The sequence below is a fragment of the Lysinibacillus sp. FSL M8-0134 genome (assembly GCF_038069745.1).
Classification (GTDB): domain Bacteria; phylum Bacillota; class Bacilli; order Bacillales_A; family Planococcaceae; genus Lysinibacillus; species Lysinibacillus irui.
In genome coordinates, this window is record NZ_JBBPAJ010000002.1 from 344,678 (window position 1) to 360,565 (window position 15,888).

Annotated in this window: 12 protein-coding genes, 6 tRNA genes and 2 pseudogenes; 5 read left to right on the plus strand and 15 right to left on the minus strand. The window is 36.2% G+C overall.

Annotated elements, in window-relative coordinates:
• Positions 1-62: 62 nt before the first annotated feature.
• Positions 63-845: pseudogene (locus MKY49_RS21595) on the plus strand (IS3 family transposase); the annotation flags it as partial.
• Positions 846-910: 65 nt separating this feature from the next.
• Here MKY49_RS21595 and MKY49_RS21600 read toward each other — a convergent pair.
• A pseudogene (locus MKY49_RS21600) lies at positions 911-1,075 on the minus strand (DUF5412 family protein); the annotation flags it as partial.
• Between the two features lie 611 nt (positions 1,076-1,686).
• Here MKY49_RS21600 and MKY49_RS21605 point away from each other — a divergent pair.
• From MKY49_RS21605 to MKY49_RS21620, 4 genes are all read left to right on the plus strand, one after another.
• Positions 1,687-1,851 carry a hypothetical protein gene (locus MKY49_RS21605; protein WP_341387072.1) on the plus strand — a complete coding sequence of 55 codons (165 nt, stop codon included), beginning with the start codon at positions 1,687-1,689 and terminating at the stop codon, positions 1,849-1,851.
• A gap of 198 nt (positions 1,852-2,049) precedes the next feature.
• Positions 2,050-3,345, plus strand: a complete 1,296-nt coding sequence (locus MKY49_RS21610) for a hypothetical protein (RefSeq protein ID WP_341387073.1) — start codon at positions 2,050-2,052, stop codon at positions 3,343-3,345.
• 788 nt (positions 3,346-4,133) lie between these two features.
• The gene (locus MKY49_RS21615) at positions 4,134-4,607 is read left to right on the plus strand and encodes a hypothetical protein (RefSeq protein WP_341387074.1); all 474 of its coding nucleotides are present in this window, start codon (positions 4,134-4,136) and stop codon (positions 4,605-4,607) included.
• Complete coding sequence (locus tag MKY49_RS21620; protein WP_341387075.1) at positions 4,576-5,667, plus strand: hypothetical protein; 1,092 nt, start codon at positions 4,576-4,578, stop codon at positions 5,665-5,667. Before MKY49_RS21615 ends, MKY49_RS21620 begins: the two co-directional genes overlap by 32 nt.
• Before the next feature lie 151 nt (positions 5,668-5,818).
• Here the strand turns inward: MKY49_RS21620 and glmS are convergent, their stop codons facing one another.
• The 14 genes from glmS to MKY49_RS21690 all read right to left on the minus strand — a co-directional run bounded on the left by glmS (position 5,819) and on the right by MKY49_RS21690 (position 15,656).
• A complete protein-coding gene (gene glmS / locus MKY49_RS21625) occupies positions 5,819-7,621 on the minus strand; it encodes a glutamine--fructose-6-phosphate transaminase (isomerizing) (protein WP_322610530.1) in 1,803 nt (600 codons plus the stop codon).
• A 655-nt stretch (positions 7,622-8,276) separates the two neighbouring features.
• Entirely contained in the window at positions 8,277-8,792 is a 516-nt protein-coding gene (locus MKY49_RS21630) for a type 1 glutamine amidotransferase domain-containing protein (protein WP_341387076.1), read from the minus strand.
• A gap of 125 nt (positions 8,793-8,917) precedes the next feature.
• Entirely contained in the window at positions 8,918-10,270 is a 1,353-nt protein-coding gene (glmM, locus tag MKY49_RS21635; RefSeq protein WP_341387077.1) for a phosphoglucosamine mutase, read from the minus strand.
• Positions 10,271-10,491: 221 nt separating this feature from the next.
• Positions 10,492-11,580: a CdaR family protein gene (locus tag MKY49_RS21640; RefSeq protein ID WP_274794930.1), complete on the minus strand. Its 1,089-nt coding sequence runs from the start codon at positions 11,578-11,580 to the stop codon at positions 10,492-10,494.
• Positions 11,573-12,409 carry a diadenylate cyclase CdaA gene (gene cdaA, locus MKY49_RS21645; RefSeq protein ID WP_274794931.1) on the minus strand — a complete coding sequence of 279 codons (837 nt, stop codon included), beginning with the start codon at positions 12,407-12,409 and terminating at the stop codon, positions 11,573-11,575. Before cdaA ends, MKY49_RS21640 begins: the two co-directional genes overlap by 8 nt.
• Positions 12,410-12,558: 149 nt before the next feature.
• Positions 12,559-13,185: an anti-sigma factor family protein gene (locus MKY49_RS21650; RefSeq protein ID WP_312506593.1), complete on the minus strand. Its 627-nt coding sequence runs from the start codon at positions 13,183-13,185 to the stop codon at positions 12,559-12,561.
• A gap of 13 nt (positions 13,186-13,198) precedes the next feature.
• Positions 13,199-13,762, minus strand: a complete 564-nt coding sequence (gene sigW, locus MKY49_RS21655; protein ID WP_004225410.1) for an RNA polymerase sigma factor SigW — start codon at positions 13,760-13,762, stop codon at positions 13,199-13,201.
• 133 nt (positions 13,763-13,895) lie between these two features.
• Entirely contained in the window at positions 13,896-14,801 is a 906-nt protein-coding gene (gene rocF, locus MKY49_RS21660; protein ID WP_274794933.1) for an arginase, read from the minus strand.
• A gap of 185 nt (positions 14,802-14,986) precedes the next feature.
• Positions 14,987-15,059, minus strand: a tRNA-Lys gene (locus MKY49_RS21665).
• A 12-nt stretch (positions 15,060-15,071) separates the two neighbouring features.
• Positions 15,072-15,146, minus strand: a tRNA-Gln gene (locus tag MKY49_RS21670).
• A gap of 14 nt (positions 15,147-15,160) precedes the next feature.
• Positions 15,161-15,244: transfer RNA gene (locus MKY49_RS21675), tRNA-Tyr, on the minus strand.
• A 15-nt stretch (positions 15,245-15,259) separates the two neighbouring features.
• Positions 15,260-15,335 (minus strand) — tRNA-Val (locus MKY49_RS21680).
• A gap of 54 nt (positions 15,336-15,389) precedes the next feature.
• Positions 15,390-15,464 (minus strand) — tRNA-Glu (locus MKY49_RS21685).
• Between the two features lie 115 nt (positions 15,465-15,579).
• A tRNA-Asn gene (locus MKY49_RS21690) sits at positions 15,580-15,656 on the minus strand.
• Between the last annotated feature and the right edge of the window lie 232 nt (positions 15,657-15,888).

Sequence of the window (15,888 nt, forward strand, 5' to 3'; positions counted from 1 at the left end):
CCGTCTCCCCAGTATCAAACTGGGGTTTTTGTTATCAATAAAATCCAGAAGCGACGTATCATTATCATATCAAACAGATGGGGCAAAAGGATCCAGACGTAGAGAGGAAAGTCTTGATTTTAGAGACTTTTGAAAAACATGAAGGTCGATATGGCTACCGCCGAATTCATGCGGAATTAAGAGTGCAAGGACATACAATTAATCATAAAAAGGTACAACGAATCATGAAAAACCTAGGGTTAAAATGTGTAAAATTCGTACGTAAATCACGCTACAAATCATACAAAAGAACAGTTGGGAAAGTCGCTAAAAACCTTTTGAATCGTAGATTCAGAACGTCATATGCCCTTCAAAAATTGGTGACTGATGTAACTGAATTTAAATGTACAGATGATGAAAAATTATATTTAAGTCCGATCATGGATTTATATAATGGTGAGATTATTGGGTTTAGTATGTCAAAACGGCCAAGCCTAGATTTTGTGTTAGATTCACTTAAACAAGCACTTCCAATTATTCTAAAGCGTGCTGAATATCGGACAACAATTCATTCTGATCAAGGATGGCACTATCAACACAATACGTGGGTGAAAACATTAAGGCAGAACAGGATTTTTCAAAGCATGTCTCGTAAAGCAACATGCGCAGACAATGCGGCCATGGAGAACTTCTTTAGCTTACTAAAACAGGAAATGTATTATGGAGAACAATTAATCTCTTATAAAGCATTACAAAAGAAAATAAATGAGTATATCAATTATTATAATAATGTTCGTATTAAACAAAAACTGGCCGGCATGAGTCCGGTAAATTACCGAAAACATGCCAGCCAATTAGCTGCATAATAAAAACTCTAACTTTAAGGGGTCACTACCGAATCGCGCCCGATTGTTGAAGAAAAGGGCGAGTATTATTGTTTTCTAAACTTAAATTTATCATTTGACACATCTAACGTATGACCGTTTATTACCACTGTATTATTGTCTATCCAATTAATTTTTTCAGTTCCTTCACGATTGTTCCAGTTTTTTATATTTCTTTTATGATTAAATACCAACCCACAAATAGAATACGAAGTTGTAGCCCCCTATTAGAAAGTACAGGACTTATAAGAAAGGTAGATTAACTTGGCAGTATTAGTCATCCAATGGAACTTCGTAAAAACTAAGGATTGTAGAAAATGCCCCCAATTTTTTGTCGAGGATGAACGAGCTTTATTTCACCAGTAAAATCAATCAGCTTGTGCTTTTACTGGTGAAATAACTGACGAAAAAAATAAGGTGATTGGAATCATGGAGGGAAAAGGTATTATTAGAAGAACTAAATCACTTATAAGATACCTCAACTTTCTCACCTTTTTAACAAGGGTATTAACATAAATTCTCAACAAAAATCTAAAAAAACGCTCAGATTTAACTCTGGGCGTTTTTAGATAAAATTATTTTAATTTTGTTGATTAACCAATTAAAAGTAAATTGATATATAACAAATAGAAATGTTAATTCAAGGCCATATAATATCGAACTAATAGGATTAAAGCTTGAAATAAAATACGAGTATATTGATCCGCTTATTATTCCTATGAGAACATAAGAAATAACATATGATGGAAATATAAATGTTTTTTTATTTTTAACCTTCATTATAATTAATCCATCAATCAGTATAGACAAAGGAAAAATGATGATGAAAAGAAATGTTAGATTAATAATCAACGTTATTGTAAATTCATATCCAAAATTAGAAAAAAATTCATCGGTTCTTCCTTCACCTGCTGAAAAGTATTTAAATACTCCCAAAAATATTGGTATTGTGATAGCTGTGAAAATTGCAGAAAGGAATTTAATATAAGGTCTATGAAATGATGACTGCAGTGTTTTGTTTTTCATATTTACTCCATTTCTACTTAATAATATTTAAGTAATTTTATGATATTTTTCCAATAAATTTATTATATCATAATATTTAATTATTAAAAAATCAAGTTTTTCTATTTTATATATGATAGTATATATTCGAGTTTAAAAATTAAATAAAAGGAGAAATTGCATGAAATTACCATTAACTCTTACTTTGTTACTAACTTTTGTAATGTTTTTTAGCTTTTCAGATATAATGGAAGCAAGTGCGTCCGATAAAACCATTCCATCAGTTAGTGTAACACCAGATTTCAACTCTATAGACGTACAATGGAATTTTAAAGGGGATTTATTTAAAATTATCGATAATAAAGGTGATATTATTTATAACGGAGACCAGAATAGTTATAAATTAGTTGATTTAGAGTCGAATAGTTTAGTTAGTTTTTATATAGTTGCTTATAATGACGGCAACATCACCAACAGCCAACATATTATTACAACTACTCTTAAAAATACAAATAAACTAAATATGAGAACTCTAGCATCCTCAACCGAAATTGATACTTCTATTACCAGCATTGCATCAAGTGAAGGGGTTAATCTAGACTGGAATGATATCCCTGGGGTTGAAGAATACCGTGTTTTCAGGAATCAAGAATTAATAGCTACTATAAGTGATAGTAATTATACAGACGTAAGCATAGTTAAGAATTCTACATACACATATGAAATTGAATTCTCAATTCCTCTTTCCGATAGTGAAAAGGTAGAAACAAAGAATTTTCTATCAGACAATGAGCTTCTTGATCTTAGTGATAAAGAAATTGAACAAATGAGTCAAAGCCGACCAGTTAGCATAATTAGAATTGTAGATACAACTCCTCCTTCATTGCCAATTCAACCGCTAGCAACACCTACTACAAGTTTCTCTTGGGTTTATAAAACATTCCTTCCAATGGATTATATTGAAGATCCTATTCCGTTAAATGGAATTGCATTCTTCGGAGGAGATAATAGGACTTTCAGTTTTGATTCGGAAAAATACCGAACAAAAATGTGGGGCAAAACAGTTTTCTCTTATGATTCAACGCATGATTTTAGTAAGAATGTAGGTAAAACAACTGCGTATGACGATAACAAAAAACTTATTTCTTCAAAAACAGCATCAGATGAATTAATGTATGGAGTAAAAAATACACATACTTATACAAAAGCTGACTATACTTATTATCATAAAGTCGGAAATCCCTATATACCAATATCCGGACATGAGATAGATATTCTCATGAGAGTTGTTACTAATAGTAATGGTACTTATAGCTTTGAAGGTAAGCATGACAGAGCTCCATCACATGAGCTTTATCTAACATTAAATAATGGGGTAAGTAATCGCCAGATTTTTGCTCATCCTAACGAAGGTCTTGGTTATTTAGGAGGACCAAGTACTTTAGCTAGAAGTTTTTCAATTACTGGGAGTTTGTAATGATTTATTGTTAATCGCAAACGCTATATAATATATTTCAATTCGCTTTATAAGCTTTAAAAGCCCACTTAATAATTTTAAGTGGGCTTTAGTGTATTTTAGCTTTATTGAACTTATATATTCTACTAGGATAATTTCAGCATTTTCAATAAAACACATCCTTTGCTTATGACATTTTTCGAATAATAAACATATGTTCGCTTTTTGAGCAAAAAAAAGAAGAGGTAATTGTTAATATTTTACTAATATTATAATACCATATTTAATTTTCAATTTAAATACTGGTTTTTGGCTTGGCTATGTTGCTCTTATTGGCAAAGAAAAGGAACATAGGTTGATAAAAATCATATCAAATAATACTAAACCTGGCACACTTTTGTTAATCCTTGTCTCAAATGGTCTTCTATTATTATAAAGAAAGACAAAGAGAAAATAAAACAACCTTTTATTTTATTTTTTATCATTATTTTCTATTTATATGTTACCAAGTTAGTCTTTTTCTATTATTTAAATATATTGGTATCGGTAATCAACCTATCCTTATCCAAATGCTTGATAATGTTAAATTAACACGTCTTGAAGTGTATTTCAGCTATCATTATTGGCAATTATATTCGCTCAATAGAACATACGCTATTTATGAAAAAAGCACTAATGTCTCATTGATTAACAATAGAATTGTAAATGGATACATATTTGACTAATTATTCCATTAATGTTACGTTTTAATAACCTTATAATTTTTCCGTAATTATAAGGGAAAAAGAAGAACAGAAGGGATGATTAGTATGAAAAAAGGTAATATTTTTAGAAACATGGCGGCGGCATTGATGATCGCTGGAACGGTGGCTTCTAGTATACCAGCCGCTTCTGCTGCACCAACTTCTGCTCCAGAGTTGCCGGAAACAATTACGGTGGATGGCAAAGTCTATACAATGGACGTTTCTGCAGGTGGTGGATACGGTACGGCAACAGCAGATAATATGGAAGGGCGTGCTACTACTCTTGCTTCTTATCAAGTTTTAGGTAGTGATGTTCGGTTATATGTATCTCCAAATAATCACGGAGGGGACCATGTTGCAGCTGGCTGGGTAGAAGCAACTGCGCCACGCTTCACTGCCCGGGCAGAAATTTGGTCTAATGGACGACTTGATACTACAGGGTCCAATATGTTAAATAAAGGTTCTATCGCCAATGCAACCCCTCACCCAGCTGTAGGAATTGTTTCAAATGCAACACCTCGTATCTTCTACGCTTGGTAATTTAGTAAAAACCTTGTTTTTACGTTTTCTAAAGCTTTTCTATAGCATTGGCGGAGTTATGTGTATCTTCTTATTAGCAGCATGTAGCGGAACTGAGGGTGATAGTGGGGCAGATGTAGAACAAACTCAGAGCGAAACAGCCACACCTGAAAAATCACAAACAGAGGAAGCGGAAAAACCCACGTCGTTTGATAGTTACGAGGATTACATTGATTACATTGCTGATGTACATAATTTTGAACCGTACTATAAAACTGTGTTTGCCTTTGAAGAACTTTCAAATGGCGTAACAGATGTACCTATTGAAGAAGTAAAGGCTATGTATGATGAAATGAAAACGGCTTTTGATTATGTTCTTGTGAGTGAAAATCCCTTATTTTATAGAGGGAAATATGATGGTGATCCAAGTTTTGTAGATGGATATGAAGAATATCTAGCCGCAGATCCTAAAATGAAAACCCAAAATCCAATTAATATGGTTTCGTTTGATTGGGAGGGTAAAGAGATTATGACAACGCCCCTAAAGACAGTTTTATTAGGAGAAAGTGTCTTCAATCGCTTTGATGATAGTATTGAAGAGGGTAGGAATCTTCAAATATCTGATTTTACGCTTAAAGAACCGGACGAACCAATTAGTATTGTATTAGGGAATGCATATAAAGAGATTTATAAAATCGGTGATATAATTCCCTTAGAATTGATTTCTGAAGTAATGAATTTTAAAGTCGTTGGTTTTTATAAAGCAAATGTAGGTTTTTCAATGGATGTTGGTGCTCTACATACGATGAACTTTGAACATACCATCGTTATGCCATATTTCATTCCTGAGTACGAACCTGTTGGTGAGGCTGCTGTTTTTCAACATGCCTTCCATATAGCCGAATTAACATCTGGCTATATCAAGATTCCAGAAAAAGTCGAGGAAATAAACGAGGATACCTTTGATGATACGGAGATCAAGGTGGAAGAAATAGCAGAACGAAATGATCTTTCGGGATTCTATAAAATTCCATTTTGGCCTGTAGGATTTGTTTGGGAAACAGACGGAATTGGCTATTAGTATAAAAATTTATTAGATTACTATAGTGTTGTCGTTAGAGGCCTCAACTTTATATGGACCCTATTAAAAGAGCAGTCTTCCACTCGGTATGAGGAAAGGCTGCTCTTTTTTGGAATAACCCTTTATTTCACAACTTTTTTAACATAAAACCTTACTCAACAGTCACTGATTTTGCTAAGTTACGTGGTTTATCCACATCACAGCGGCGATGTAGAGCAGCATAGTAACTAATTAATTGTAGTGGCACTACAGACACAAGTGGTGTTAGTAATTCGTGTACATGTGGTATTACTAGACGGTCACCATCTTCGTCAATGCCAGCCATTGCGATAATACATGGATATGCCCCACGAGCCACTACTTCTTTAACATTACCTCGGATGTTTAGCCCGACGGATGCTTGTGTGACAAGAGCAAACACTGGAGTACCTTCTTCGATTAAGGCAATTGTTCCGTGCTTTAGTTCTCCACCAGCAAAGCCTTCTGCTTGGATGTAAGAGATTTCTTTTAGTTTTAATGCCCCTTCAAGGCTTACATAGAAGTCCATATTACGGCCAATGAAGAATGCGTTCCGTGCGATTTTTAAGTAGTCTTCTGCAATATCTTCTAACACGTCTTTTGAATCAATGATAGTTTGGATGCCATTTGCAGCAATCGCAAGCTCTTGTTTTAAATCAAATTCTAAGCCTTTGCCATTTGCCTTTGCCGTTACATAGGCTGCTAAAGCAAGAACCGCTACCTGTGCAACATAAGCTTTTGTAGAAGCTACTGCAATTTCCGGACCTGCATGTAATAACAATGTATGATCTGCTTCACGTGATAGTGTGGAGCCAGGTACATTTGTAATTGTTAATGTTGGGTAACCAAGCTCTTTAATTTTCACAAGCACTTGACGGCTGTCTGCTGTTTCACCTGATTGTGTAATAAAGATAAATAATGGTCTTTCTGAAAGTAATGGCATATTATAGCCGAATTCACTAGAAATATGAACCTCTACTGGAATACCCGCCATTTTTTCGAAATATTGCTTACCAATTAATCCTGCATGGTAGCTTGTGCCTGCTGCGATAATATATAAACGATCTGCAGCTCGTAATGCCTCTAAAATCTCTGCGTCAATCGTTAAATCGCCATTGTCCCCTTCATATGCTTGGATAATTTTACGAATAACTGTAGGCTGCTCATCCATTTCTTTAAGCATATAGTGAGGATATGTCCCTTTTTCAATATCACTCATATCAAGCTCAGCTGTATATGGCGCACGCTCTACTACAGAACCATCTAATTTTGTAATTTCAACACTTGCTTTGTGTACAATAACTACCTCTTTATCGTGAAGCTCTACGTATTGATCTGTTACTTGTAGCATCGCCATTGCATCTGAAGCTACAACATTGAAGCCTTCACCAATTCCAACTAGAAGTGGCGATTTATTTTTCGCTACAAAGATCGTATCTGCCGCTTCTGCATCTAATAGTGCAAGTGCATATGAACCATGTAATAGAGATAGAGTTTTACGGAAAGCATCAGCTGTGCTCAAACCTTCTTTCACAAATAACTCTACTAATTGGACGATAACCTCTGTATCTGTATCAGATTTCATTGGAATGCCTTTTAAATATGTTTTTTGTAATAAATGATAGTTTTCAATAACGCCATTATGCACAAGTGTAAAGCGTCCTGATGCACTTTGATGTGGGTGAGCATTTAAACGATTTGGCACACCATGTGTTGCCCAACGAGTATGACCAATACCAATTTTTGCTGCAACTTCCTCATCTACCGCTTCACGTAAGTCGGCAATACGTCCTTTTTCTTTAAAAACCGTTACGCCTTCTTCATTGCGAACTGCAATACCCGCTGAGTCATAGCCACGGTATTCTAGTTTTTCTAAGCCCTTTAATAAGATTTCCTTTGCATCTGATTCCCCAATATATCCTACAATTCCACACATAATTTTTCTTCCTCCGATAATGTCAATTTAATGCAATGACAAATTAGACCTCATCTTATCGAACTTTTTTGAATGGACAAGCTATACTTTATTTTTATAAAAAATAAAGCCTCCTGTACATGCAAACAAATTACTGATTCAGCCATTCTGAACCGAGCTCTTTCGATATGTGAAGTTTCTTCTATTTATCTTTTGCTTTTAACTATACCTTTTTCATTTTCTGTACATTCAATCACTTAAATGCTTTCAAAATGAAAAATGACAATCGGGTATGTCGATCGGGAGGCATCCGCCGAATTTTCGATAATCCTCCACCTCGTCTGCTGAAGATCTATTCGTCCGATTTCTTCAGCTCAGGCGCTATAATTGTTTTCCGATTTTACGCTTTCTTCCCCTCCTTATGCGCTCGTTAAAGAACAAGGTCGGACCTCATCTTCAACTTCTCCATCATACTCAATCATATGCTATCCGTCAAATTTTCGTTATAAAAAAGACCTATTCATAATGCTTTTTCGTGACAATTATGTAAACAAAATAATATTAGCTATCATAAAAGAGTTACCAATTGATATGATCAAATAACATATAAATTCATTTACAGTTCAACGCCAGAGCCATAAAAAAGCACAAGCAACTTCATGCTTGTGCCCGCTTTTTATTTACTACCCAATAATTTAACGATTTCTCTATTAAAGGCTGGGAGGTCATCTGGTGTTCTACTTGTTACAAGCTGCTTTTGACAAACAAAGACTTCTTCATCATGGAATATTGCCCCAGCATTTTCTAAATCTACTTGAATGGATTTATAGCCTGTTGCATCACGACCATTTAAAGTCTTAGCTGTAATGAGCAGTTGGGGTCCATGACAAATGGCAAAGGTAGGCTTCATATCATCCATAAAGGATTTAACAAATGCCACTATACGATCATCCGCGCGTAATATATCAGGAGAAAAACCACCAGGGATAAAGAGAGCATCGAATTCTGTAGCTTTTACTTCATCAATGCCTTTATCGATTTTTACGGTCGCTCCATGTTTCCCCTTTACTTCCTTACCTGCTTCCGTATCAATTGTTACTAGCTGATGTCCAGCCGCTTCTAAAGCTTCTTTAGGACTTGTAAATTCAATGTCCTCGAACATATCCGTAATAACTGTAGCAATTTTAGCCATATCAATAAAACACTCCTTGTTATTGTGACTCCTTATTACTGTTCCCCATCTCACTTATTTAAAACATTTTTACAAATAAGAAAAACCCGATCTCCTGTAAATGGAAATCGAGTTTCTAATTAACACTATTCTGTTAAACCCATTTCTTGACGTACAACGTCCGCAATACGCTCAACAAAACGCTCACAATCATTTTCTGTTGCAGCTTCCACCATAACACGTACTAGTGGCTCTGTACCTGAAGGACGTACTAAGACACGACCATTGCCTGCCATTTCAGCTTCTACATCTGCAATTACAGCTGCAACCTTCGTATTATCCGTCACAGCATGCTTGTCTGTTACGCGAACATTAACAAGACGCTGAGGGAATATTTTCATGTCAGCAGCAAGTTCTGAAAGCTTTTTACCTGTCGCTTTCATAATATTAACAAGCTGAATTCCTGTAAGTAAACCATCACCTGTTGTATTAAAATCTAGAAAAACGATATGTCCTGATTGTTCGCCACCTAAATTGTAATCATTGGCACGCATTTCCTCGACAACATAACGATCTCCTACAGCTGTCTGTACACTTTGCATATCATTGTCTGCTACAGCTTTGTAGAAGCCCATGTTGCTCATTACTGTTGAAACAATTGTTTGCTTCTTTAATCGTCCAACCGAATTTAAATGCTTACCAATAATAAACATGATCTGGTCGCCATCAACAATTTTACCGTTTTCATCTACAGCAATTAAACGGTCGCCATCACCATCAAATGCTAAACCTACATCTGCATTTTTATCTAAAACAAATTTAGCTAATCCCTCTGGATGTGTTGAGCCTACACCATCATTAATATTTAAGCCAGTTGGGGAAGCACCCATTGTAGAAATGTCAGCTTCTAGATCCGCAAATAGATGTGTAGCCAATGATGATGTTGCACCATGTGCACAATCTAGTGCGACATGGATACCATCAAATTCTTCATCCACTGTTTGCTTTAAGTATTGAATATATTTTTGACCACCTTCGAAGTAATCACTTACAGAACCTAATTCTGCGCCGATTGGACGTGGTAATGTATCCTCTTGAGCGTCCAGTAGTACTTCAATTTCCTCTTCTTGTGCATCAGTTAGCTTAAAGCCATCCGGACCAAAAAATTTAATGCCATTATCAGCAACTGGGTTATGTGAAGCTGAAATCATGACGCCTGCATCTGCGCTCATAATACGAGTAAGATATGCCACACCTGGCGTTGAAATAATACCCAGACGCATTACCTCGACTCCAATTGATAAAAGACCAGCAACAAGTGCACCTTCAAGCATTTCACCTGAAATACGTGTGTCACGACCAATTAAAACCTTTGGACGGTCAGTTGCATCCTTTGTTAAAACATAGCCACCTATACGACCAAGTTTAAATGCAAATTCCGGTGTTAATTCACTATTCGCGACGCCACGGACGCCATCTGTTCCAAAATATTTACCCATTCTACTTATTCTCTCCTTCAATGCAAGACTGTGCCTAATGAATAAATTCATTAGACACTTGTCCGCCTACTTTTGGAAAAGTCTGTTTTGTTCATTCATTGGTAATTATTAATATTCCTATCAGCCAGTTTGTTTGGTGAAAGAATAATTCCTACTCACCAAAACAAACTCCGATTGGATTTTTGATTTAGAATCAAAATAAAATTATAGTCACATATTGTTTAAGAATCAATATCTTCCGTTTCCTCAGTTGGCGTATTTTTATCAGTAGTAGTGTTATCATCAACCTCATCAGTTTCTTCAGTTGGAGGTGGCGGTAACTGTGGCGTTTCCTCTGTAGAAGCTGGTGTTTTCGGTTGTTCCTCTTTCTCTACCTTTGTAATATCTGCCTTCACTTTTATTTTTTTGTCAGATATTTTTGTTACACCATCTGGTAATTTTACATCAAATTCATATGTTTTGGACTCTGTAATTTTTGACAGGTCAACTGTAATTGGTATTTCAGTTAAACCATCAATAATTGATTTTCTACCAAATACTTTAATCATTTTCGGTGTAAATGTTAATGAATTAATCGTAATGTCTTGTGCCGCTTGCCCTGTTTCCCTGAGCACAACAGGTATCTCTCGACTATATTCTTCGATATCTACTTGAACCTTAACTGTTTCAGGTTCAATTGTCACATCTAACTTATTTAAATCTCGATCTAATACTTTTACTGCTGCCTCCTGTGAAAATGACTGAGTAAGACCTTGTTCACCTGTAACAGTAGCTTTTACATAGCTTATGCTTTCAATAGCACTTTTTGCACCCGTCACGTAAACGGTAGGAGGATTGGCTGTCATATCTTTTAATATATAACCTTCTTGGATGAGACGCTTATTCATTTCAGGGTCAACACGGAATTCCTGTGTGACCTTTTCCTCAATATTCACATGAACTGTTGCAGGGTCTAATGTAACCTTTAACTTATCAGAAATATTTTCGTATTTTAGCTTTACATCATGCTCTCCAATCAATAAATTGCTTAAATCAACAAATATAGAAAAGTCTTTTGCGGCTTTTGCTTTTAAAACCAGAGGCATTGGACCTTCAATGGTAACATCGACTGTTTCAGGTAAGCCTGATACAATAAGATTTTCATTATCGTAATAAACATCTACTGGAACATCACGAATGACATCTGTTTGTTCGTTCGTTGTTGTTTTACTTATTGGAGATAGCTCAGTACGAACTGAGAAAAAAAGCAAAAATGCTAAAAATAGCGCGATGATTCTTAATACCCAAGGGCTATCCATCATTTTATCCATTCTTTTTCCCCCTCCAAGTCAACTTAGAGGCTGCATTAGATTCCTGTGCTGAACCGAACCACATTTTGCGTAACAGTGTTTCGAACTCCTCTAGAGAAAGATTGCGATGGAGATTACCGTTTAATGTAAGACTAATTGCACCCGTTTCCTCTGATACAACAATTGTAATAGCATCTGTAACTTCACTTAAACCAAGTGCAGCACGGTGACGTGTCCCTAGCTCTTTTGAAATAAACGGACTTTCAGAAAGTGGTAAATAACATGCTGCTGCCGTAACTTTATCTTTTTGCATAATAACCGCTCCATCATGTAGCGGCGTATTAGGTATAAAGATATTAATGAGAAGTTCTGACGAAATTTCAGCATTTAGTCCTATACCTGTTTCAATATATTCATTAAGACCCGTTTCTTTTTCTATAGAAATTAACGCACCAATTCGTCTTTTAGCCATATAACTAACAGACTTCTTCATAGCCTCAATGAGTCTTGTTTGTTCTTCTTCTTCTTGACTAGATGAACGTTGGAATAGCTTTCCTCGGCCAATTTGTTCTAGACCACGTCTGATTTCAGGTTGGAATATGATAATAATCGCTAAGAAACCAAACTCAATGACCTGTTGTAACATCCAGCCTAGTGTTTGTAACCCTAAAAGGTCTGTTGCAATTCGTGCAATAATAATGACGAAAATTCCCTTAAGTAATTGGACAGCCTTTGTACCTTTAATGAGGGTTAAGACTTTATAAACAACGTACCAAACGAGCAGTACATCAATGAAGTTAATAACAATATTCACAGGAGTTAAATCCGTGAAATGTTCGATAATTTGCACGTGGCATCCCCCACTTTTCATTGCGAATCCATACACATTCAAGTATATCACATTCTTAACAAATGTAACTTTTTTCAAATAAAAAGTCTACTCTAAAGAGTAGACCTTTCAGCCTCTCACGTGCACTATTTTTTAGGACGTATAGAGTGTTATTTAGTTTCTTCTTTTTCCTCAAATGTCATGGCCGTCTTTACAGAATTTTTAATCGTATACCAAAGCCATTCAAATACTTCGTCAATTTCCTCAATTCTTCCGGAAACTACCGCTGAAGATGCCATATATTGCCCGTTAATCACTGTGACGTTGCCATCAACTTCACCTTCAACAATCAAATCGCCGTTTTTCACAACAATATCACCCTTCACCACTTCTCCTTCAGGTACAATCACCGTTTGACCATCCACAACTAAATTTGGTTGTTTGGTTACGGAGAAATGCTGATCATCCATGAAGCTACCTAATAATGTAGCACTCATAAATAAGCAAAATACTGCTGCTGCCACAAAAAACGGATGCCGGCGTATCCATTTTTGTATACCTACTCGACTTTTTGGCTTAGGTAAACGAGCCATTACTGCTGCTTCAAAATCCGGAGGCGCTGTAATATGGGAAGCACTCTTCACAAAGGCGATTGTTTCACTCAATTCTTGCATCAACTGTTTACAATCATTACATGTATGCAAGTGTTGTTTCAACTCTTGCTCATGCTCACGACTAATGTCACCGTCTAAATAATCATGCATATAGTCTATAATATGCTCTGGACAAGTATTCATGACGCTCCCCCTCCTACAGATTGTTTAACTGTTTACGTAATGCCTCACGTCCGCGGTGAATCCTTGTTTTCACCGTTCCAAGCGGCATATCTAAAATCTCGCTAATCTCTTGCAACGATAACTCTTCTATATACTTCAATACTATAACTGAACGGTATTTATCCGGCAAACGTCCAATTTCATATTGAATGCGATCTTGCAGCTCCATTTGCTCTAACTGCTCCTCTGGTAGCTGGTCGTCTGCTGCGATTTGCGAATACATATCAAGCCCTTCTGTACCAGCTACTTCTGCATCTAAATAATAATCCGGTTTCTTTTTTCGAATACGGTCAATGCAGAGGTTTGTCGCTATGCGATAAAGCCACGTCGAAAACTTTCTTTTCTGATCAAATGTATGCAAGTTCATATAAGCACGCACAAAAGCCTCTTGAGCAATGTCTTCGGACTCTTGTTTGTTGCCTAACATTCGATAGCATACTTGGTACAGTTTGTGCTGATAGAGACTCACAATATCGGCAAATGCGTTTTGATCGCCTTTAAGCACTTGTTTTATTCTCTTATTTACTAACGCATCCATCGTGTTGACTTCTCCACCTTTACAACTGTCTTATACTATACGACCCATCGATAAGAAAAGTTTCGTTTTAATTTAATTATAGCAAAAGATTTTTATGCAATGTGGCAACAGGCAATTTTTTGTAAAATTTTCTTTAAACTAGTGTTTCTCCAAATAATGATCCCATTAATGCAACAGCTACATTTGCCGTTGTATTCTTCTCATCTAAAATTGGATTTACTTCTACAAACTCCGCTGATGTTACCATCCCAGATTCCTGTAGCATCTCCATTGCTAAATGACTTTCACGATACGTAATTCCTCCTGGAACAGGCGTACCAACCCCTGGAGTATATAGCGGATCTAATCCATCTAAATCAAGAGATAAATGTAAACCATCAACATTACGCTCTTTTAAATAAGCGAGTGCATCTTCCATGACACGCGTCATTCCAAGTCGGTCAATCTCATGCATTGTATAAACTTTGATGCCTTGCTCTTTAATCAAATCACGCTCACCAGGATCTACTGAACGAGCTCCGATAATAATAACGTTCTCTGGTTTAATTTTTGGAGCATAGTTGCGAATTTGGACTAAACGTTCGTGACCTAGTCCGATACTAACCGCTAATGGCATACCATGGATATTACCTGAAGGTGTTGTCTCAGGTGTATTTAAATCCGCATGAGCGTCATACCAAATAACACCAAGGTTTTTATAATGCTCACCTAGTCCCGCTAATGTCCCAATCGCAATACTGTGATCTCCACCAAATACAAGCGGGAACTTTTTCTGTTCCACTACTTCATGCACACTATTAGCTAAAGCAGTACTAACCTCCACTACTTCCTCTAAATTAAGTAATTTTTCATCTACTGCGGCATCCGCTTGCTTTTGGCTAACACGAATATCTCCTTGATCTTGTACTTCGTGTCCAATAGCTTCTAAACGTTCTACAACCCCCGCATAACGGATAGCACTAGGTCCCATATCTACACCACGACGTGCTTGTCCGTAATCTGTTGGTACTCCAATAATAGAAATATTAAGTTTATTCATGTTTTTATACCCCCTAAAAGTTATAAGATTATTGTAAAGCCTACATACCACTTGGCTCAACCCGACAAAAATATGCATATTTATTCAAATTTAGAGAACATAAAAAAATCTCCTACTGTTTTCAGTAAGAGATTAGTTATCAGTAATTAATATAACACTTTTGAATGTATTTTATTCTAAAAAAGTGAGCCATGAAGGACTCGAACCTTCGACCCTCTGATTAAAAGTCAGATGCTCTACCAACTGAGCTAATGGCTCATAAAAGAAAAATGGCTGGGGTACTAGGATTCGAACCTAGGCATGACGGAATCAAAATCCGTTGCCTTACCGCTTGGCTATACCCCAATCATTTATAAAACTGGTGGAGGGGGACGGATTCGAACCGCCGAACCCTAAGGAGCGGATTTACAGTCCGCCGCGTTTAGCCACTTCGCTACCCCTCCGGAATAACACAATAATGGTGGAGGATGACGGGCTCGAACCGCCGACCCTCTGCTTGTAAGGCAGATGCTCTCCCAGCTGAGCTAATCCTCCATAGAAACAGGTGTTATATCACAGTTTATTTTCTTTTTAAAGCCTATGTTTTATTGGTGACCCCTACGGGATTCGAACCCGTGTTACCGCCGTGAAAGGGCGGTGTCTTAACCACTTGACCAAGGGGCCATTCTTATGTCTTAAACAGGACAAGACTTATAATAACATCTTTTCCTAATTGTTGCAACACTTTTCTACAAAAAAATTTTTATGTACAACAGAATCTTAAAAATGGACAAAAAAATGGCTCCGAAGGCAGGACTCGAACCTGCGACAACCTGATTAACAGTCAGGTGCTACTACCAACTGAGCTACTTCGGAACAATACTATTCAATTCGGTTTTAAATAACCTCTTAAGTACATTTCTTATTATAGCAAGCATTCTAAATAATGCAACACATTTGGTGAAAATTTTTATATTTTTTTGTCGAAGGATGCTTACAGATTAATTCAATGCATAATAGTTCTCTATTATATCTAATATTTCTATTTTACGTACTAAATATTCTTGCTGTATATTATTGTAATTGTTAAAATAAAAATAGTTTTATG